At 59.8% G+C, this 18,945-nt stretch carries 19 protein-coding genes and 1 riboswitch; of the genes, 7 read left to right on the plus strand and 12 right to left on the minus strand.

Annotation, left to right across the window (positions count from 1 at the left end; all coding sequences use genetic code 11):
• Positions 1–187: 187 nt before the first annotated feature.
• Positions 188–1,384: a Bcr/CflA family multidrug efflux MFS transporter gene (locus ABJ076_RS14855; protein ID WP_348184681.1), complete on the plus strand. Its 1,197-nt coding sequence runs from the start codon at positions 188–190 to the stop codon at positions 1,382–1,384.
• A 9-nt stretch (positions 1,385–1,393) separates the two neighbouring features.
• On the opposite strand, the gene ABJ076_RS14860 is transcribed toward ABJ076_RS14855, so the two are convergent.
• A complete protein-coding gene (locus ABJ076_RS14860) occupies positions 1,394–3,013 on the minus strand; it encodes a GMC family oxidoreductase N-terminal domain-containing protein (RefSeq protein ID WP_348184683.1) in 1,620 nt (539 codons plus the stop codon).
• Between the two features lie 74 nt (positions 3,014–3,087).
• Entirely contained in the window at positions 3,088–4,302 is a 1,215-nt protein-coding gene (locus ABJ076_RS14865) for a serine hydrolase (protein WP_348184685.1), read from the minus strand.
• A 258-nt stretch (positions 4,303–4,560) separates the two neighbouring features.
• Between ABJ076_RS14865 and paaK the strand changes: the two genes are divergently transcribed.
• On the plus strand, positions 4,561–5,784 hold the full coding sequence (gene paaK / locus ABJ076_RS14870; protein ID WP_348185907.1) for a phenylacetate--CoA ligase PaaK: 1,224 nt from the start codon (positions 4,561–4,563) through the stop codon (positions 5,782–5,784).
• Here paaK and ABJ076_RS14875 read toward each other — a convergent pair.
• The gene (locus ABJ076_RS14875; protein WP_348184687.1) at positions 5,759–6,385 is read right to left on the minus strand and encodes a helix-turn-helix domain-containing protein; all 627 of its coding nucleotides are present in this window, start codon (positions 6,383–6,385) and stop codon (positions 5,759–5,761) included. The genes paaK and ABJ076_RS14875 overlap by 26 nt on opposite strands.
• A gap of 52 nt (positions 6,386–6,437) precedes the next feature.
• On the opposite strand from ABJ076_RS14875, the gene ABJ076_RS14880 reads away from it, so the two are divergent.
• On the plus strand, positions 6,438–7,229 hold the full coding sequence (locus ABJ076_RS14880) for a crotonase/enoyl-CoA hydratase family protein (RefSeq protein ID WP_348184689.1): 792 nt from the start codon (positions 6,438–6,440) through the stop codon (positions 7,227–7,229).
• Positions 7,230–7,234: 5 nt separating this feature from the next.
• Here ABJ076_RS14880 and ABJ076_RS14885 read toward each other — a convergent pair whose 3' ends face one another.
• A complete protein-coding gene (locus tag ABJ076_RS14885; protein WP_348184691.1) occupies positions 7,235–7,591 on the minus strand; it encodes an antibiotic biosynthesis monooxygenase in 357 nt (118 codons plus the stop codon).
• 13 nt (positions 7,592–7,604) lie between these two features.
• On the minus strand, positions 7,605–7,931 hold the full coding sequence (locus ABJ076_RS14890; RefSeq protein ID WP_348184693.1) for an NIPSNAP family protein: 327 nt from the start codon (positions 7,929–7,931) through the stop codon (positions 7,605–7,607).
• Between the two features lie 70 nt (positions 7,932–8,001).
• Here ABJ076_RS14890 and ABJ076_RS14895 point away from each other — a divergent pair, with 70 nt between their 5' ends.
• Positions 8,002–8,685: a helix-turn-helix domain-containing protein gene (locus tag ABJ076_RS14895; RefSeq protein ID WP_348184695.1), complete on the plus strand. Its 684-nt coding sequence runs from the start codon at positions 8,002–8,004 to the stop codon at positions 8,683–8,685.
• Here ABJ076_RS14895 and kynU read toward each other — a convergent pair.
• Positions 8,682–9,932: a kynureninase gene (gene kynU, locus ABJ076_RS14900; RefSeq protein WP_348184697.1), complete on the minus strand. Its 1,251-nt coding sequence runs from the start codon at positions 9,930–9,932 to the stop codon at positions 8,682–8,684. The genes ABJ076_RS14895 and kynU overlap by 4 nt on opposite strands.
• Before the next feature lie 8 nt (positions 9,933–9,940).
• On the minus strand, positions 9,941–11,176 hold the full coding sequence (locus ABJ076_RS14905; protein WP_348184699.1) for a CoA transferase: 1,236 nt from the start codon (positions 11,174–11,176) through the stop codon (positions 9,941–9,943).
• Positions 11,177–11,268: 92 nt separating this feature from the next.
• Between ABJ076_RS14905 and ABJ076_RS14910 the strand changes: the two genes are divergently transcribed.
• The 3 genes from ABJ076_RS14910 (at position 11,269) to ABJ076_RS14920 (ending at position 13,745) form a co-directional block, all read left to right on the plus strand.
• A complete protein-coding gene (locus tag ABJ076_RS14910; RefSeq protein ID WP_348184701.1) occupies positions 11,269–11,706 on the plus strand; it encodes a YaiI/YqxD family protein in 438 nt (145 codons plus the stop codon).
• A 36-nt stretch (positions 11,707–11,742) separates the two neighbouring features.
• Positions 11,743–11,941, plus strand: a riboswitch (cobalamin riboswitch).
• Between the two features lie 32 nt (positions 11,942–11,973).
• A complete protein-coding gene (locus tag ABJ076_RS14915) occupies positions 11,974–12,240 on the plus strand; it encodes a hypothetical protein (RefSeq protein ID WP_348184703.1) in 267 nt (88 codons plus the stop codon).
• A 62-nt stretch (positions 12,241–12,302) separates the two neighbouring features.
• The gene (locus ABJ076_RS14920; RefSeq protein ID WP_348184705.1) at positions 12,303–13,745 is read left to right on the plus strand and encodes an FAD-binding oxidoreductase; all 1,443 of its coding nucleotides are present in this window, start codon (positions 12,303–12,305) and stop codon (positions 13,743–13,745) included.
• A 2-nt stretch (positions 13,746–13,747) separates the two neighbouring features.
• Here the strand turns inward: ABJ076_RS14920 and ABJ076_RS14925 are convergent, their stop codons facing one another.
• The 5 genes from ABJ076_RS14925 to ABJ076_RS14945 form a co-directional block, all read right to left on the minus strand.
• Entirely contained in the window at positions 13,748–14,578 is an 831-nt protein-coding gene (locus ABJ076_RS14925) for a carbohydrate ABC transporter permease (protein ID WP_348184707.1), read from the minus strand.
• Positions 14,575–15,510: a sugar ABC transporter permease gene (locus ABJ076_RS14930; RefSeq protein ID WP_348184709.1), complete on the minus strand. Its 936-nt coding sequence runs from the start codon at positions 15,508–15,510 to the stop codon at positions 14,575–14,577. The genes ABJ076_RS14925 and ABJ076_RS14930 overlap by 4 nt, the downstream gene beginning before the upstream one ends.
• 19 nt (positions 15,511–15,529) lie before the next feature.
• Positions 15,530–16,816: an ABC transporter substrate-binding protein gene (locus ABJ076_RS14935; protein WP_348184711.1), complete on the minus strand. Its 1,287-nt coding sequence runs from the start codon at positions 16,814–16,816 to the stop codon at positions 15,530–15,532.
• 102 nt (positions 16,817–16,918) lie between these two features.
• Positions 16,919–18,001 carry an ABC transporter ATP-binding protein gene (locus tag ABJ076_RS14940; protein ID WP_348184713.1) on the minus strand — a complete coding sequence of 361 codons (1,083 nt, stop codon included), beginning with the start codon at positions 17,999–18,001 and terminating at the stop codon, positions 16,919–16,921.
• Positions 17,998–18,828: a DeoR/GlpR family DNA-binding transcription regulator gene (locus ABJ076_RS14945; RefSeq protein ID WP_348184715.1), complete on the minus strand. Its 831-nt coding sequence runs from the start codon at positions 18,826–18,828 to the stop codon at positions 17,998–18,000. Before ABJ076_RS14945 ends, ABJ076_RS14940 begins: the two co-directional genes overlap by 4 nt.
• Between the last annotated feature and the right edge of the window lie 117 nt (positions 18,829–18,945).

The following is an 18,945-nucleotide window of genomic DNA, read 5'->3' on the forward strand; positions in this document are numbered from 1 at the left end:
ATGTGCAAATATCGTAGTGTGTAAGACGCGTTGGGCAAGGGCTTTTCCATTTACCACGCTGCACTGCGGCATGATGTGGTATTCCGTTTAAAATCGCTTCCGGCGCTCTGCCAAACGGGACTGTGATTCACCTAATTACTATCGGATCGGCCCCCCACGGTTCGCGCCTGTCAGGAGAAAGTCTTAAATGTTCGCGCATGCGCGTTTTACGCTGCCCAGATCGTGGCTTGTGGTCCTGCTGGCAGCTCTCGCAGCCTTTGCTCCAATGTCAATTGACATGTATCTGCCAGCCCTGCCTGCGATCGCGCGCGATCTCGGTGTGCCAGCGCGCGAGGTGCAGGCCACGCTCGCCATCTTCATGGCTGGTTTCTCTGTAGGAATGTTGATTTACGGCCCGATTTCGGACCGGTTCGGGCGCCGCCCGGTCATGCTGGTTGGTATTCTGATTTTTATCATCGCCTCGCTCGCGTGTGTCTATGTGGAGCGTATCGATCAGCTCATCGTCGCACGCCTGTTTCAGGCAATCGGCGGCGGTGCGGCTTCAATCCTTGCCAGGACAGTGGTTCGGGATCTTTTTACCGCGCAGGAAGCGGCCAGTGTTCTCTCGCTGATGATGGTCCTCACTACTCTCGCGCCGGTTCTTGCACCTTTGGCGGGCGCAGCGCTGTTGGAGGTTGCCAATTGGCGGGCGATCTTTGTCGTGCTGCTTGGCTTCGGGACAGTATCCATTCTTTTGGTGCTGCTATTACTTCCCGAGACCCATACGAAAGAGGCGCGGGGCGGTATAACCATGATGCAAGCGCTTGGCGCCTACTGGCATATTCTCTCGAATGGCCCGGCCTTTGGTCTGACGGTTGCCAGCTCCGCCGTCTTTGCCGGACTGTTCGCCTATATCGCGGGCTCGTCCTTCGTCTTCATCGAGCACTTCGGCATGACGCCGGGCTTCTATGCCATGTTGTTTGCCATGATTTCTGCGGCGATCATGGTATCTGCTTTCGCGAACAGCCGCCTGACCCGGCATTTTGAACTGAAGAGCCTTATTTCGGCGGGGATGATAATTGCTTTCGCGGCTGGGCTTTATTTGGTCGTGATCGAGTTTAGCGATCTTGAAGGACCATTTACGATTATGGCCGGCCTGATGGCGTTTGTCTCAATGGTACCGATTATCGGCGCCAACGGCATGGCGTTGCTGATGGCGCATTATCCCAAGAATGCAGGTGCTGCAGCCGCCACTCTCGGGGCATCTCAGTTCGGCTTTGGCGCGCTTGCTGCACTGGCTGTCGGCGCGCTGCATGATGGCACGGCCTTTTCCATGTGCGTCGTAATGGGGGCTGCGGGACTGATTGCGACGCTGGCTTTCTTCACGCTCTGTCGGCGCCTCTGACCGGCGCTTCTATCCAGCTTGCCGTGCGGCAGCCAGGATCATGTCACTTGCTTTTTCAGCGATCATTATCGTTGGTGCATTGGTGTTGCCGGAGGTGATGGTCGGCATTACAGAGGCGTCTACCACACGAAGATTCTGATAACCTTTCAGCTTCAGCTCCGGATCGACCACGGCCGCCGGATCGTCGCCCATGCGGCAGGTGCCGACAGGGTGGAAGATCGTCGTGCCGACCTGACCGGCAGCTTCCGCAAGAGACTCGTCCGCATCCGAATAGTTCGGGCCCGGTTTGAACTCGTCTGGGCTGTATCGGGAGAGGGCAGGCTGCGCAGCAATGCGCCGGGTCAGCCTGATCGCATCGGCGGCGACTTTCTTGTCCGCTTCGGAGGTAAGATAGTTAGGCTTGATCGCTGGTGCCGCCATCGGGTCCGCGCTCTTGATCGAGACCGTGCCACGGCTTTCAGGACGTAGATTGCAGACGCTGGCAGTAAAGGCACCGAAGGAATGCAGTGGATCGCCGAAGGCATCAAGCGAAAGCGGCTGGACGTGATATTCGAGGTCCGGCGTGTCCTTGGACGGATCAGACTTGGCGAACAGGCCGAGCTGAGACGGAGCCATGGTCATCGGGCCGCGCCGGAACAGGGCATATTCGAGGCCGATGCCGAGTTTGCCGATCAGAGAATTGGCTCTCTGGTTGAGGGTTTCTACGCCAGACACCTTGTAGGCGCAGCGGATTTGCAGATGGTCCTGCAAATTGCCGCCGACCTCGGCATTTGCATGTCGCACTTCAATGCCATGCTGCTTCAGCAGTTCCGGATCGCCGATGCCTGAAAGTTGCAGGATCTGCGGGGAGCCAATGGCGCCAGCGGAAAGTACCATCTCACCGCTACATGTGGCGCGGGCGTCTTTGCCCTTCACTGAGAGCGATATTCCGGTGCAGCGCGTGCCGTCAAATTCCAGCGCCTTGGCATGGGCATGGGTAACGATATGCAGATTGGAGCGATGTTTGACCGGTTTCAGGAAGGCTGTGGCGGCGCTCCAGCGGATGCCTTTGCGCTGGTTGACGTGGAAATAGCCAACACCCTCGTTGTTACCGCGGTTAAAATCGTCCGTCTCCGGAATGCCTGCCTCGACAGCGGCCTGCTTGAAGGCGTCGAGAATTTCCCAGGAAAGCCGCTGGTTCTCGACCCGCAGCTCGCCGTCCGGATTGCGGCCATTCTCGTCGCGGACCTGAAAGCCTTCGGAGCGGGTGAAATAGGGCAGCACATCGTCCCAGCCCCAGCCCGGATTGCCAAGCTGGCGCCACTGGTCATAGTCCCGCGCCTGACCGCGCATATAGATCATGCCGTTAATGGACGAGCAGCCGCCGATGACCTTGCCGCGCGGGTAGTTGAGGGCCCGCCCTCCAAGGCCGGGTTCGGCCTCGGTCTTGAACAGCCAGTCCGTGCGCGGATTGCCGATGCAGTAGAGATAGCCGACGGGGATATGGATCCAGTGATAGTTGTCGTTACCCCCGGCTTCCAGCAGCAGGACCTTGTTCGCCGGATCGGCGGACAGCCGGTTCGCCAGCACGCAACCGGCGCTGCCGGCGCCGACAATGATGTAATCGTAGGTCCCGAGGTCCCTGGTCACGTCGTTCCATCCCTGAAGTCGTTTTATATAATTTTTGCAATCCGTCCGGCGGCAGGCAAGCGCCGCCGGGGGCGTCAGTTCGTCATGGCCTGATAGACCAGTGTGCGCAACTCGCGGCGCAGCGGGTAGGAGGAGGAGGGCATGAGCTGGGTCATGTGCACCACGCTCAACTCTTCGACCGGATCGATCCAGAATCCGGTTGAGGCCACGCCGCCCCAGGCCCACTCGCCCGTTGTACCAAGCACCTGTGTCCTCGCCGGATCGATCACGACCGAACCACCCAGGCCGAAACCGATACCTTTCATCGGCATTTCGCTGAACACTGGCTGGCCGATCGAGGCCATGTCACCGGGCAGATGGTTCATCAGCATGAGCTCGACAGATTTTCGTCCGAGGATCGGGTCGCTCCCCGTGCCGCCATGGGTGCGGATCATTTCCATGAAACGGAGATAGTCTTTCGTCGTGGAGCAAAGCCCGCCACCGCCGGAGAACATCGTAACCGAATTTGCATAGCGGCTGTCCTCGATCTCATCGATCCGCCGGATGCTTTCATCCTCGGTCTTGGCATAGCAGGCGCTGAACCGGTCCAGCTTGTCGGACGGGACAGCGAAGAAGGTGTCTTCCATGCCGAGCGGCTCGAAGATTCGGTCATGCAGGAATTCGGGCAAGGACATACCGGAGGCGGTCTCCACCACCCGGCCGAGCACATCCGTCGAGACACCGTAATTCCACCGTGTGCCGGGCTCGAAGACCAGCGGAATGTCCGCGAGCTTGGCGACGGTCTCGTCCAGCCGGCCGTTCTTCTCGGAAAAATCGATCTTCGCCTTGCGCAGTGCCTTGCCGACCGGGCCTGGATCGAAAATGCCATAGGTCAGGCCGGATGTATGTGTCAGCAGATGGTGCAGGCTCGGCTGAGTCTTGGCGACATGTGTGCTTACGCCATCCTCTTCAAGCACTTTCAGGTTTGCCAGCTCCGGGATATGCCAGGCCAGCGGATCGTCGAGCTGCAGTTTGCCGTCTTCCAGCAACTGCATGATCGCCGTGCTGACGATCGGCTTGGTCATCGAATAAATCCGGTGAATGCCGTTCGGCTCCGCCTTCAGGCCATTCTCGACATCGCGATGTCCAACGGTTTCGTGAAACACGATCTCTCCCCGACGGGCGATCAAAGTTTCGGCGAAGGGCAGTTTGCCGCCATCGACATAGCGGCTCATCCAGTCGCCGATCCGCTCCAGGCGCTTGTCGCTGAAACCGAGCGCGGAAGGTTTGGCGGTCTGGAAGTCGGTCATGAGATGTGTCCGTGCAGGAGTGAAGAATTTGAAAGGCAGGGGATTAGACGTCGGGCCGCCGGTTCCGGTCAACCTCCGGCGCGCGATTGCAGTCACGTCTTCTCCACACTAACGTTGCGCTGAAGAGCGAAGCCGCCCGGTATGAGGCGGCACGATACAAGGGAGGCAGGCGTGCAGGATATTGCGCCGAAGCAGGAAGATCTGGATCCGATCGAGCGGGCCAGCAGGGATGAGCTTGAAGCGTTGCTGCTGAGCCGGATGAATTGGAGTCTCGGACACGCTTTTGAGCACTCGCCAGTCTACCGGAAGAAGTTCGAGGATGTGAATGTGCATCCGGGCGATGTCTCTTCACTTGCAGATCTGGCGCGGCTGCCGTTCACCCGGAAGGCCGAACTGCGCGAGAACTACCCGTTCGGCATGTTCGCCGTACCGCGGGAAAAGTTGGCCCGTGTGCATGCTTCCTCTGGCACGACGGGGAAACCGACGGTCGTCGGCTATACCAAGAATGATATCGATATCTGGTCCGAGGTGATGGCCCGCAGCATCCGCGCGTCAGGCGGGAGGCCAGGGGACGTGGTGCATGTCGCCTATGGCTACGGCCTCTTTACCGGCGGGCTTGGGGCGCACTATGGCGCGGAGCGACTGGGCTGCACCGTGGTTCCGGCGTCGGGCGGGATGACTGAACGGCAAGTCACGCTGATCCGCGATTTCGGCGCACAGGTGATCATGGTGACACCGTCCTACATGCTCTCGATTCTGGATGAGTTCCGCGCACAGGGACTGGACCCGAAGGATACGCAATTGAAGGTCGGGATTTTTGGTGCGGAGCCCTGGACAGGCTCCATGCGGACCGAGATCGAGGAGGCTTTCGGTATCCACGCGGTCGATATCTACGGGCTGTCGGAGATCATCGGGCCGGGCGTGGCGAATGAGTGCGTTGAGACCAAGGACGGTTTGCATATCTGGGAAGATCATTTCTTCCCGGAGGTGATAGATCCCGCCACCGGCGAAGTGCTGCCGGACGGCGAACGTGGCGAGCTCGTGCTGACATCACTGACAAAAGAAGCCTTCCCTGTGATCCGCTACCGAACGGGTGATCTGACCCGCTTGCTGCCGGGAACCGCGCGGACCATGCGGCGGATGGAGAAAGTCACCGGCCGCTCGGACGACATGATGATCGTGCGCGGCGTGAATGTGTTTCCCACCCAGATCGAGGAACAGATCCTGAAGTGCAGGGGACTGGCGCCGCATTACCAGATCGAACTGACACGCAGTGGACGGATGGACAACATGACCGTGCTGGGCGAGGCGGCTCCGGATGCTGCCGGCAAGGAGGCACGAGACGCCAGCAGCGCGGAGTTGGCGCACCATATCAAGAGTGTCATCGGTGTCACAGCGTCGGTACGGGTGGGTGAGCCCGGAAGCGTCGAGCGCTCACAGGGTAAGGCACGCCGGATCATAGACAAGCGTTCGGCTGGCTAGAAGGTTTTGGCGTTGCAAGGGATGCAGCCAGTTTCCCGGCTGTTTCCACATAAGACGGGTCGCGATGGATAAGCATGACCGATGCGGCGCCATCCAGAAGTAACAGGATCTGTCGTGCCGTATCGGCGGCATTGGAATCGCCTGCGTTTGTTAGTTGCCCGCGAAGCCATTCCTCAAACGTCTTTTTGTGACGGGCTCCGGCAGCGATAGCGGGATGGCCCGGTAGGGCGGCCAGTTCGGCGGCAGTTCGCATGAACCCGCAGCCTTTCCACGAGGGATCGTTGGAAGCCTTGGCGAAGGCCATGAAAATTCCTTCTATCTTGTTGCTTACCGGACCGGGTGTCTCGTCGAACCAGCGTTTGTATAGGGCAAGCGTCGGCTGGTCGCGCGCTTCGAGATAGGCTGCGACAAGTTCGTCCTTGCTGGTGAAATGATAGTAGAGCGTGCGCTTCGTCACACCGGCCCGGCTGGCGATGGCCTCCACGCTCGTGCTTCTGATGCCCTCCTCGTAGAAGAGCTTCGCGGCGGCCTCGATGATCAGTGTTCGGGTCGGGCGGATCATATCCGCGTCATGTATACCGTCTAGTGAATGTACAGTCATTCGCACCTCATTGACAGTCAGTCCGACATGCAACTCTTTGAAAGGTATGAAAATGTCGGACCCGGTTCTCTTCGAACAGCATGGCAAGACGGCACTCTTGACCCTGAACCGCCCCAGCAAGCTGAATGCGCTGAACTATGACTTGATTGATCATCTGGTGCGCTGTCTCGACGAATGCGAGGCGCGGGGCGATATCCGGGCGGTAATTCTCACAGGTGAGGGGGATCGTGCCTTTTCCGCAGGCGCGGACATCGAGGATTTTGCGCCGAGCGTCCGAGCGGGGCAGGAGACCGCCTTGCGCGAGTTTGTCCGGCGGGGGCAGGCGATGACTGCGCGGATAGAAACTTATCCCAAACCCGTCATCGTCGCCGTGAATGGTCTAGCATATGGTGGTGGTTGCGAGATCACGGAAGCCGCCCCCCTTGCTCTTGCGTGTGAGGAGGCAACGTTCAGCAAGGCTGAAATCCGGCTCGGTTTCGCCCCTCCTTTCGGCGGCTCTCAAAGGCTCCCCCGCCTCATTGGCCGCAAACGGGCGTTGCGGATGTTGTTGACGGCCGATCCGATCACCGCCCGGCAGGCCTGCGACTTCGGACTCATCAACGACGTCGTGCCGAAGGGAAAGCTTCTGGATGAAGCTTTCGCCTTGAGTGGCAAGATCGCAGATTTTTCCCCACTGGCCGTTGCTGCCTGCCTCGGCAGCGTAACCAGGGGGATCAATGTGCCGATTGACGAGGGGTTGGCGATTGAAGCGGGTTACTTTGCCCGCATGGTTCCGACCCATGATCTGACGGAAGGCATCGCCGCGTTTATTGAGAAACGCCCCCCGTGCTTCGAGGGGCGCTAAAGGGATCAGGTGGTGCCCGCCTTGTGCACGTCCTTGCTGTCGGCGGGCGCCTGTTCCCGATCATTCAACCCGTAATCACGCAGCACGGAGGCGATGCGCAAACGGTAATCCTTGAAATATTTGTCGCGGCCCTTCGCCTGTGCCTGGCGGTGGGCGACGAGGTTCCGCCAGTCTTCGACCGCTTTCTCGTCACGGAAATAGGAAAGGGATAGAAGTTTCCCCTCGTTTGTAAGGCTCTGAAAACGTTCCACCGAGATGAAACCGTCAACCTGATCGACCAGCGCGCGCATGCTGGCGGCTATTTCCAGATATCCGTTCTTGTGGTCCGGATGCGGTTCAACTTCGAAAATGACGGCTATCATGGCGCGTCTCTCCCTATGCGTTTCTCTTTGGCGTCGGATTTGACGCATTGATCAGAAAAGTCCGGTCTTCACGCAGCAGGAACTTTTCCTTCTGCGCGAATTCATAATTCTCTTTGCCGAGCGGGTCAGCCGAAAGTCGCGCGCGATAGGCCTCATAGGCCGCCAGGCTCTCGATATTGTAGACACCATAGGCCAGTGTCGTAGAACCCTCATGCGGGGCGAAATAGCCGATCAGGTCGGCGCCGCAACGCGGGATTGCTTCGCCCCAGTTCCGGGCATATTGCGTGAACTGGTCTTTCTTGGTCGGGTCTATGTGATAGCGGATAAAGCAGGTAAGCATGTTGTCCTCCAATGTGATGGGAGGACAATCCCATCTTGGCGAATGGTCATGCTTCGGTTATGGTCGAAGTATGAAAGAAGGACCTGACATTGCGCTCATCGGCTCCCTGATTGGGGACCCGGCCCGGGCGAACATGCTGACCACGTTGATGACCGGCAAGGCTTTGACGGCGAGCGAACTTGCCGCCGAGGCCGGTATCACCCCGCAGACAGCAAGCTCACACCTCTCCAAGCTGGAGGCGGCTGGTTTGCTGAGCCAGCGCAAGCAGGGGCGGCACCGCTATTTTGCGCTCGCAGATGACGAGGTCGGAAATCTGCTGGAAGCGATGATGGGACTGGCAGCGAAACGCGGGCATATGAGAGCCCGTACCGGCCCGCGCGATCCCGCGCTGCGCAAAGCGCGAGTTTGCTACAACCATCTGGCCGGTGACTTCGGTGTCCGACTGTTCGACAGCATGGTGGCGCGAGAGCTGTTGGTGGAAGAAGGGGAAGAAATCTCCCTGACCGACGCCGGTGAGGCTTTTGTTGGTGAGCTGGGCATCGCTTTGCCGGACTTGATAAATTCCCGCCGTCCACTGTGCCGTTCCTGCCTCGACTGGAGCGAGCGGCGCACCCATTTGTCGGGTGCCCTTGGCACCGGGCTGCTGGACCGGTTCTACGATCTTGGCTGGGCACATCGGATCGAAGGCTCCCGGGTGGTCTCCTTCACCAGTGAGGGTGAACGACGGTTCCGGGAGTGTTTTCCGGAAGCTTAGGTGACTGCTGCCCTGGCATGGAATTTGGGCTGATCCCAATTGCTGCTCTCAAGGATGTCGTGCAAATGCTCGACCGCGTCCCAGACGTCCGTGAACCGGGTGTAGAGCGGTGTGAAACCAAACCTTAGAAGATACGGCGCGCGAAAATCGCCGATCACACCCCGGGCGATCAGGGCCTGCATCACCGGATAACCGTTTTCATGCGCGAAGGAGACCTGGCTGCCGCGGTGCTCCGGGGTTCGAGGACTTGCCAGCATCAGACCGAGACCGGCGCAGCGCTCTTCGACCAGGGTGATGAAGTTCTCGGTCAGTGCCACTGATTTTGCCCGGACGGCATCCATATCGACACGGGCCCAGATATCCATTGCCGCGTCGAGCGCAGTCATGGCCAACACTGGAGGCGTACCACAGAGGAATTTCCCGATTCCGTCCGTCGGTGTGAACCGGTGATCGAAGGCGAACGGTGTCTTGTGCGAGAACCAGCCGGTCAGGGGCTGGGAGGCATCCTGCTGGCGGCGTGGGGCGACATAGAGGAACGCCGGGGCGCCGGGCCCGCCATTCAGATATTTGTAGCTGCAGCCGACCGCGAAATCCGCGTTGGCGGCGGTGAGGTTGACCGGGACGGCTCCTGCGGAGTGGGCGAGATCCCAGAGCGTCAGCGCTCCGGTGGCGTGCGCGGCATCGGTCACAGCCTTCATGTCGTGCATGTAGCCGGTGCGGTAGTTCACATGGGTCAGCATCAGCACGGCAACATCGTCCGTGAGAGCGCCCGGGAGTTCGGACGGGTCTTCGACCAACCGCAATTCATGCCGCCCGCCGAGCAGCGCCGACAGACCTTCAGCCATATAGAGATCGGTCGGAAAATTCGATTTCTCCGAGACGATGATTGTACGGTCCGGCCGGAGTGCCAGAGCGGCGGAGAGGCATTTGAAGAGGTTGACCGAAGTCGAATCAGCCCCGATGACGCTGTCCGGCTCGGCGCCAATCAGCGCGCCGATCTTGCTACCGACGCGCTTTGGAAGATCGATCCAGCCCGCATCGTTCCAGCTTCGGATCAGGCCATTGCCCCATTCCTCTGAAACGCAGGCGGCAACCCGTTCACGCGCGATCCGGGGCAGCGGGCCGAGGGAATTGCCGTCGAGATAGATGACATCTTCCGGCAGCTCGAATTCCGCGCGGAAGGGGGCAAGTGGATCAGCGGCATCAAGGGCCGCGAATTCTTCCCGTGTCATTTTCGAAAGGGTCATGGTCCAGCTCAACCGGTGTTATCGGGACCAGCGACAATGCCTTCATCGTGCAACCGTCCGATGGCGCCGCTTTCGAGGCCGAGAAAGTCCGCCAGTACCTCATCCGTGTGCTGACCAAGGCGCGGCGCCGGTGTCGGCCTCTCAGAGGCCTGTCCGTGAAAATCGATAGGCGTGTCGGATGTCGGGTAAGTCAGGCCGCTGCCATGGGTAACGTCGCTGTAAGGCTTGCCCATGGTCTTGAACCGCTCGCTCGCGACTGCTTCCCGCACGGTGCGGTACGGCTCCCAGCAGACGCCGTTATCCTTGAAGCGCGGCGCCAGCGCATCCAGCGTCTCCGCTGCGACCGCGCGTTCGACAATTGGATTGATCTTTTCCCGGTACTCGAACCGCAAGCCTTCGTCCTTGGAGAAATTGATCCCGGTCTCGGCCTCGATGGCGGCAATTTCGGCTTCGATACCGAGCGATGCCAGCAAACCGGTCCATTGCCGGGGGGAGAGGGCGACAAGCATTAGGTAATGGCCGTCGCTGGTCCTGAAGTCCCGGCCGAAGGCACCGAACACATCGTTGCCATAGCTTGGCCGGTCTTCTTCTTCCGTCATGACTTCTGCAACCTGGCCCAGTGTTCCAAGCGTGGTAAGCGCGATATCGCCGAGCGGCAGGCGTATTTCGGCGCCCCTGCCGGTCTTCTGACGGTCCCGCTCCGCGGCCAGCATGGCGAACGCGGCATTGGCGCCGGCGATCAGGTCCCAGGCGGGAAGCACATGGTTCACGGGACGCTTCTCGCCGACGGGGCCGGGCTCGCCGGTCATCAGCGGGAATCCGGCGCCTGCATTGGCCGTGTAATCGACCCCTTGGGTGCCATCCGCCCAACCCATGACGCGGACAGTGATGATATCCTCTCGCCGTGCCTTCAATGCCTCATGCGAGAGGAAACCGGAGACCGGGTAGTTGGTCACGAACAGGCCGCGTCCTTCACCGGGGGCGGTGGCAAGCTGAAGGGCAAGCTCCCGGCCTTCCGGATTGCGCAGATCCAGCGCCACGGATTTCTTGCCCTTGTTCAGACCCTCCCAGTAAAGGCTGGTACCATTTGGCGCTTTCGGCCAACGCCGGTAATCGAGACCTCCGCCGATGGCGTCGAAGCGGATCACCGTTGCGCCCATCTGCAGCATGTTCAGGGTACAGGAGGGGGCGGCGATGAAAGATGCGCCCTCGACGACTATCAAATCTTGAAGGACTGTGTACATCCGTGTTTCTTGGCCAGCTTAATGTTCAATGCAATCAGGTCGGGCTCGGAACCTAGCACGACTGATTGGCTACAATAGGGTCAAAGCACGCAATGAAGTCTGTCTATGTCGACGCCGATGCCTGCCCGGTGAAGAACGAGATCCTGTCGCTTGCCGACCGGCACGACATCCAGGTTTTCGTCGTCAGCAATCGTGGCTTCCGGACCGGTGACCGGCCGAATGTGCAGAACATCCTTGTCTCCGACAAGTTCGACGCCGCGGATGACTGGATCGTAGGCAAGGTGGCGGCGGGAGACATCGTTATTACCGGTGATATCCCCCTGGCGCACCGGGTGATCGAGAGCGGCGCCAAGGCGATTGGCCATTCCGGTAAGGAGTTCACCGAGGCGGGAATCGGCATGGCGATGGCAATGCGCGATCTGATGTCCGACCTCCGCGCCATGGGCGAGGTCTCCGGAGGAGGCGGTGCTTTTTCCAAAAGAGACCGGGAAACCTTCATCCGTGAGCTGGAGCGGCTCATCCGCGAGTGATTTCCAGCCTCCTTCCTTGACAGAGGAGGCCGCAAAGACGAGCCTTCCATCGTTGGTGTCCTTCGGGACAAAAGGGAATCCGGTGCGCGGTTTTATCGCCGCAAGTCCGGGACTGCCCCCGCAACTGTAACCGGCTAGATCCGACCGGTATGCCACTGGCTCTTGATGGGCTGGGAAGGCGGCACGGATTGAAGAGCTGGGAGTCAGGAAACCTGCCAACGCTGTGTTCACATTTAACCCGGGCGGGGTGCACCGGAGGAGGTTTAGATGTCTCTACTATCCACCCAGACTCTTATTGAAGATCCGGAGAATGTGCCGGATCGCGATCTGGCAGCCCTGATCCTGACGCTGCTGAGTGTTGCCGAGGATGACAAAACCCTTTCTCAATCACTCTCCATGGTGCGGGCCGAGACCTCGAAAGAGGATTTCGACGGCGGCATGCAGGAGGTGGCCCGGCGCATCGGCGCACTCTTCGGTGCGGCACAGCGTCTGGAACTGACCGAGAGAATTTCCATAAACAGATTACCCGTCTAATTGGCGCATTCCTAGATCGCTGATAGCCTCCCTCGTGAAGTTATCTCAACGGGAGAGAGTGGGTGAACGATCAGACGCCCCAGTCCATCGATGCTGCGCTTACGGAAATCCGGTCCATTCTCGGGCCGAAGGGCTGGCTGGAAGATCCGGATGACACGCTGAAATACCGCACCGACTGGCGCGGCGCGCCGACCGGCGATGCGCTTGGCGTCGCCCGTCCGGTTTCGACGGAAGAGACGGCGGCGGTCGTCCGGGTTGCGGCAAAGGCGGATATCGCCATCGTGCCTCAAGGCGGCAATACCGGCCTTGCCATCGGCTCGATTCCGACGGAGCCGCGTCCGACCATTGTTGTCTCGACCGACCGGCTCATGGCCGTGCGGTCTCTCGACCCAGAGAATTACGCGATGATCGCGGAAGCAGGGTGCGTGATCCAGAACATGCAGGCGGTTGCCGCAGATGCGGGACGGCTGTTCCCGCTCTCGCTTTCGTCTGAAGGCTCAAGCACGATTGGCGGCACGCTCTCGACCAATGCAGGGGGCAACAACACGATCAAATACGGCAATACCCGGGAGCAGATCCTCGGTATCGAGGCCGTGCTGCCGGACGGTTCTGTGTTCGACGGGCTGGAAACGCTGCGCAAGAACAATACCGGCTATGACATGAAGCAGATGTTCATCGGCGCGGAAGGCACGCTTGGGATCGTTACCGCCGCGGCTTTCCGTCTTATGCCGCTGCCGCGCGTGCGTGAGACGGCCATGTTGGCCGTACCGTCGCCGCACGAAGCACAGCATCTTTTGGCGAGTGCGCGGGAGCTTTCCGGCGACACCATCCTCGCCTTCGAGATCATGCCCCGTATGGCCTTCGACCTGGTCCTCAAGCACATCGAAGGGATCACCGATCCATTGTCGTCTTCATCTCCCTGGTACGTGCTGCTGGAGATGGCCACACCGTCGCCACTGGACGATCTCCGCGCCAAGCTGGAGGCGATCTTCGAAGAGGCGATGGAGAAGGGCTGGGTAACAGACGGTGTGATTGCCGAGAGCGAGGGGCAGCGCCGGGATCTGTGGCGTATCCGGGAAGAGCAGGCGGAGGCCGGGCGCCGTGACGGTCTGCCGCGCATGACAGGTGATGTCTCGGTCCCGGTTTCCAAGGTGGCTACATTCATCGATCAGTCTCAGGCCGTGTTGAGCGACTATGTGCCGGGTATGGCCTTCAACTGTTTCGGCCATATGGGGGATGGCAATATCCATTACACCGCCCGCAGGCCTGAGAGCATGAGCGACGAGGAATGGGAAATCAAAAAGCCCGGCCTCTCCGAGCGTATGTATGACAGTACGGTCGCGCTCGGCGGCAGTATTTCAGCCGAGCACGGGATCGGCGCGGAGAAGCTGCCATACCTCGTGAAATACGGCTCGCCCTCTAAGATCGCCCTTATGCAGGCGGTCAAGAAGGCAATCGACCCGAAGGGGATCATGAACCCTGGCAAGGTTGTTCCTGATACCTGAAGTTACTTGATCCCGGCGCGCATGAAGCTCTGAACGAATTGCCGCTGAAACAACAGGAAGGCGATCAGCAGCGGGCCGGAGGTCATCAGCGTGGCGGCGGTGATGACGGCCCAGTCGATGCCCTGGTCTGTAGAGGAGAAGACGCTGAGGCCAACCGTCACCGGCCGTGTCTCGACCGAGTTCGTGATGATCAGCGGCCACAGGAAGCTGTTCCAGTGGTGGCTGACGGAGACCAGGCCGTAGGCAAGATATGTCGGCTTGGCCAGCGGCACATAGACTTTCATCAGAATGGTGAAGAACCCTGCGCCCTCGACCCGGGCGGCATCGTCCAGTTCTTTCGGGATGGTCTTGAAGGTCTGCCGCAGCAGGAAGATGCCGAAGCCGGACGCCATATAGGGCAATCCGATGGCCAGGATGGTGTCGACCAGGCCGAGGAACCGCATGGTCCGGTAATTCTCGACAATCAGAATGTCCGGCATGACCAGAAGCTGGAGCAGGACCAGAACGAAGACCGTATCCCGTCCGCGGAACTCAAACCTGGCGAACGCGAAGGCGGCGAGCGTGCAGAGCACGAACTGGCCGATCAGGATCGACGTCACCAGCAGTACGGTATTGAGGAAATATCGCGCGAACGGCGCGGCATTCCAGGCGGCGGTGAAATTTTCCAGCGTCAGCGGTGCTGTCAGCACGAAGCGGGTGGAGAATTCGGTCGGGTGGAACGCGGTCCAGACGGCGTAGATCAGCGGGGCGAACCAGACGAGGGCGAGCGCCCATGCGGCTGTCGTGTTCAGCGCCCCGTCATAGTCGAAGCGGAAGGCTCTTGCGGCGCTCATCGGTAATGCACCCGTTTGTCGAGAAGCAGGAACTGGCCAATGGCCACGGTGAACAGGATCAGCAGCAGCACGACTGTCAGGGTCGAGGCATAGGCTGTGTCCCAGAAACGGAACGCTGTCTCATAGATGTAGAACAGCAGCAGTGAGCTGGCATTGTCCGGGCCACCTTCCGTCATTATGAAGATATGGTCGACCAGCCGGAACGCGTTGATGATGGCATTCACTGAGACGAAAAGGGTGGTCGGCATCAGTAGCGGGAAGGTGATGCGGCGGAAGAAGTACCAGCGCCCGGCGCCTTCGATAGAGGCAGCTTCCCTTAGCGATGCTGGGATGGTCTGTAGTGCGGCCAGATAAAAAATCATGAAGAAGCCGGATTCCTTCCAGATCGCGACCACGATCACCGCATTCAGCGCGGTTTCAGGATCGCCCAGCCAGTTCTGCTGCGCGAAACCGAAGGCGCCACTGATCTGGTCGATCAGGCCGAAGCCGGGCGTGTAGAAGAACATCCAGATATTGGCGACAGCGATCAGCGGCAGCACAGTCGGGGTGAAGTAGGCCATGCGGACGAAGGACCGGCCCTTCAGCTTGCTGTCGACCCAGAGCGCCATGGCTATCGCTATGACAATCGAGAGCGGGATGGTGACAAGCGCGTACCAGAGATTGTTGACCAGCACGATCCAGAACGTGTCGTCCGCGATGAGTGTTTGATAGTTTTCGAGACCGACGAATTTCGCCTCGCGTTTGCCGCGCGGCGTTGAGAAGAAGCTGTGGAAGAGGGTGACCGCTGCCGGATAGTGGGTGAAGGCAATCAGCAGGATCATGGCTGGGCTGAGAAACAGCCAGGCATGGATCCAGGTTCTTTTTGCTGTGGGGCCCATAGCGTGCGGTGCTTTCAGTGATCGGATAAAAAGACCGGCGGCGGGCCTTGGCACGCCGCCGGGTCCCGGAGTTTTAGCGGTAGTCCTTGAGGATCTTTTCCGCCTTCTGCTGCGCATTTTTCATTGCTTCTTCCGGCGAGGACTTGCCGGTAATGGCGGCTTCGAGACCGTCATTTAAGATGCGGGTGATGCGCTGGTTCTGGTAGGTCGAGAGTTCTGCAACCGCATATTCAAGCTGGTTGCGGGCGACCAGTGCAGGCGGGAAATCAGCGACATAAGCCTTCATTTCGGCGGTTTCCCATGCATCGGGGCGCGGTGCAACATAGCCGGTTGCGATGGACCATCTGGCGGCCTGTTTCGGCGCGGTGATCCACTTGATGAAATCGAGGGATGCCGCTTTCTGTTCGTCCGTGGAGTCCTTGAAGATGTAGAAGTTGCCGCCACCGGTCGGCGCACCGCGGCGCTTGTTGGCCGGGAGCATGGCAACACCGAAATCGAATGGTGCATTGTTGCGGACGTTTGTCAGGTTGCCAGTCGAGGTCCACATGATCGCGGACTCACCTTCGAAAAAGGCTTTCGGCGTAGCGCCCCACTCGATAATGCCCGGCGCCATGACTTTGTGCTTGGCGCTGAGATCGACGAGATACTGCAGGGCTTCGACCACTTTCGCATCGGCGAAGTTGGTCTTGTTGCCGTCGCTGTTCGCGAGGATGACGTCATTCTCGGTGGTCAGGCCCTGGAACAGCCAGTAGGGGAAGCCGGAACTCGGAATGCGCACGCCCCACTGGGTGACGTTTCCGGAGGCGTCCTTGACTGTCAGCTTCTTGCTGAATTCGAGCAGCTCTTTCCAAGTTGCCGGCGGGGTGTTCGGGTCGAGGCCTGCTTTCTTGAAGGCTTCCTTATTCCAGTACATCACCGGAGTGGAGCGCTGGAACGGGATACCGTAGGTCTTACCGCCGGTCTGGCTGTTTTCCATGAACGCCGGGTAGAAGGCTTGCAGCCATGCCTTGTCTTCGTCACTCTTGATCAGATCGTCGAAGGCGACAATGGCTTCTTCCTCGATCAGGGTGAACATGTCTACCGAGAGGATCACGGAGAGCTGCGGAGGCTGGCCGCCGCGTGCTGCGGTCAGTGCCTTGGTGACAGTGTTCTGGTAGCTGCCAGCATAGACGGCGTCGATTTTCACGTCCGGATGAGCAGCGGCATATTCGTTTGTCAGTGCTTCAATCGTGTCCGCTGCCTTGCCACCAACGGCGACCGGGAAGAAGAACTGCAGGTCCACGGCTTGGGCCGTGCCGGCGAGGGAGAGCGACATCGCAGCCGCGACGGCGCCGATCCCAAGTTTTTTCGTGAAGTGCATCGTTTTTAAGTCCTCTTGTCTGAAACTGATTTCCAGGCGAAACCCGCCCGGCATGCTCCGGCGCCCTATGGGGTGGGCGCCAATTCCTGGTCGGTGCTCGCGCTATGCGTCTGTGCCGATCAGAAGATCGTCCCGCCGCTTACCAGAGACGGTTTCGAAAAGATGGATGGAGTCGCGCGGCCACGAGAGGCCGACCTCGCTGCCTGTTGTGAGGGTGTCGGCATTCCGGGTGCGGACTGTCAGGCGCTCGCTGCCGATGCGGCAGTCGACCAGCGTGTCGGCGCCGAGATACTCGACGGCTTCAACCATGGCCCGGCATGGGCTTCCGGCACTGAAGCAGATTTCCTCCGGCCGTATTCCGATGGAGACGGGCATATCCGGCTTCCCAGAGAAAACGGGAGCGGTGCTTTCAGCATCTTGCCCGGTAAAACGCGCATCGTTTCCACTCCATTCAAGCGCCAGAACATTCATTGGCGGCGTGCCGATAAAGCGTCCGGCAAAGCTCGTGGCTGGTTTCCGATACGTTTCCGCCGGTGTGGCATTCTGCTCGATCCGGCCGTCCTTCAGCAGGATGATGCGGTCGGCCATCCCCATGGCCTCGGCCTGATCGTGGGTGACATAGACCATGGTGATGCCGAGCTTGCGCTGAAGGGCTCGGATTTCCACTCGCATCTCGTGCCGTAGCTTGGCGTCCAGGTTCGAGAGCGGCTCGTCCATCAGGCAGATTGGTTTCTCGGCGATGATCGCCCGCCCGAGTGCGACACGCTGCTGTTGACCTCCGGAAAGCTGATTTGGGCGCCGATCGAGCAACGCCGAGAGGCCGATCAGCTCCGCCACACGTGCGAGCCGTTTTCGCTGGTCGTTCTTGGCGATCTTGCGGACCTTGAGTCCGAAAAGGATGTTCTCGGCGACGGTCAGATGCGGGAACAGGGCGTAGGATTGGAAGACCATCGACAGATCACGTTCTGCCGGGGGAAGGTCGGTCACATCCTTGCCGCCGATGGTGATGGTTCCGGCGCTGGCGGACTCCAGGCCCGAGAGCAGTCTTAGAATGGTGGATTTGCCGCACCCGGATGGACCGAGCAGGACGGCGAACGACCCGGGTTCGACCTCGAACGAAACATCATCCACGGCTGTTGCCGTATCCCAGTGCTTTGTCAGCCCCGTAACGGAGATCCCGGTCATACTCTGACTTCCGCAAATTCGGGCAGAAGAACAAGGGCGGAGCTGTCGTTCCCTACTGTAATCAGCTCGTGACCGGCGTCGCTGATCATCGCGCCGACGTCCGCCGGTGGCTCACCATCGCAGAACACCAGATCTGGATCGGAGATGTGACCTCCGCGGACATAGGCCGCGCGCCCGAATTTCGTGTGGTCGAGGACCACGATCTTGGTCCGGCAATTCTGGCTGATGGTCTCGCGCGCCCGGATTTCATCCTCGGTGAAGTCCAGCAGGCTACCGTCCGCATCCACGCCACCAACACCGAAGAGGCCGAAATCTACTTTGTAGGCGGAGAAGAACTGTTCGACCTGCCGGCCAAGCACATCGCGTCCCTCGGAGCGGATGCGTCCACCCGCGATGGTGACTTCAAAGGTCGGGTTGGCGCTCGCCGTGAGTGCTGCGGCGATATTGTTAGTGACGATCCGCAGGCCGGTATGGGCGCGCAGGGCGCGAACGACCATCTCCGGCGTAGTGCCAATGCTTACGGCTATTGACGCTCCATCCGGGATGCGAGCCGCTACGGCGCTGGCAATTCTCGCCTTGGCATTGGCGTTCAGGATCATGCGTTGGTCGAAGTCGATGTTCGTGTTCGGTGAGGGGAGTTCGACCCCGCCATGACGTCGGCGCAGCAGGCCACTGTCACAAAGCTGGTTCACATCCCGGCGAATGGTTTGTTCGGTAACTGCAAACCGGTCAGCGAGATCGATGATCGACTGGTAACCGGCGACCCGCACCAGTTCGGTGATTTCGGCCCGGCGCTTGGAAGCGTTCGAGGAGAGGTTGGGAGCCACTGAATCGCTTTCGCATGTGTGTTCAAATGAATGCGAGGCGAAAGCTAGAGACGTTTTGTTGCGGAAATACTGTTCGTTTTATGACGGTTCGATAACGGATTATGTGCGTTTGAACGT

Origin of the sequence: Nisaea sp., from assembly GCF_039990255.1 — a bacterium.
In the GTDB taxonomy this organism is placed as follows: Bacteria; Pseudomonadota; Alphaproteobacteria; order Thalassobaculales; family Thalassobaculaceae; genus Nisaea.

Excerpts from the sequence above, each read along its gene's own strand:
- ABJ076_RS14925 (WP_348184707.1), bottom strand. The coding sequence starts at position 14,578 with ATGAGCGCCGCAAGAGCCTTCCGCTTCGACTATGACGGGGCGCTGAAC.
- ABJ076_RS14940 (WP_348184713.1), bottom strand. The coding sequence starts at position 18,001 with ATGACCGGGATCTCCGTTACGGGGCTGACAAAGCACTGGGATACGGCA.
- ABJ076_RS14855 (WP_348184681.1), top strand. The coding sequence starts at position 188 with ATGTTCGCGCATGCGCGTTTTACGCTGCCCAGATCGTGGCTTGTGGTC.
- ABJ076_RS14885 (WP_348184691.1), bottom strand. The coding sequence starts at position 7,591 with ATGATAGCCGTCATTTTCGAAGTTGAACCGCATCCGGACCACAAGAAC.
- ABJ076_RS14895 (WP_348184695.1), top strand. The coding sequence starts at position 8,002 with ATGAAAGAAGGACCTGACATTGCGCTCATCGGCTCCCTGATTGGGGAC.
- ABJ076_RS14905 (WP_348184699.1), bottom strand. The coding sequence starts at position 11,176 with ATGTACACAGTCCTTCAAGATTTGATAGTCGTCGAGGGCGCATCTTTC.
- paaK (WP_348185907.1), top strand. The coding sequence starts at position 4,561 with ATGAATTGGAGTCTCGGACACGCTTTTGAGCACTCGCCAGTCTACCGG.
- ABJ076_RS14910 (WP_348184701.1), top strand. The coding sequence starts at position 11,269 with ATGAAGTCTGTCTATGTCGACGCCGATGCCTGCCCGGTGAAGAACGAG.
- ABJ076_RS14865 (WP_348184685.1), bottom strand. The coding sequence starts at position 4,302 with ATGACCGACTTCCAGACCGCCAAACCTTCCGCGCTCGGTTTCAGCGAC.
- ABJ076_RS14935 (WP_348184711.1), bottom strand. The coding sequence starts at position 16,816 with ATGCACTTCACGAAAAAACTTGGGATCGGCGCCGTCGCGGCTGCGATG.
- kynU (WP_348184697.1), bottom strand. The coding sequence starts at position 9,932 with ATGACCCTTTCGAAAATGACACGGGAAGAATTCGCGGCCCTTGATGCC.
- ABJ076_RS14880 (WP_348184689.1), top strand. The coding sequence starts at position 6,438 with ATGTCGGACCCGGTTCTCTTCGAACAGCATGGCAAGACGGCACTCTTG.
- ABJ076_RS14890 (WP_348184693.1), bottom strand. The coding sequence starts at position 7,931 with ATGCTTACCTGCTTTATCCGCTATCACATAGACCCGACCAAGAAAGAC.
- ABJ076_RS14915 (WP_348184703.1), top strand. The coding sequence starts at position 11,974 with ATGTCTCTACTATCCACCCAGACTCTTATTGAAGATCCGGAGAATGTG.
- ABJ076_RS14875 (WP_348184687.1), bottom strand. The coding sequence starts at position 6,385 with ATGACTGTACATTCACTAGACGGTATACATGACGCGGATATGATCCGC.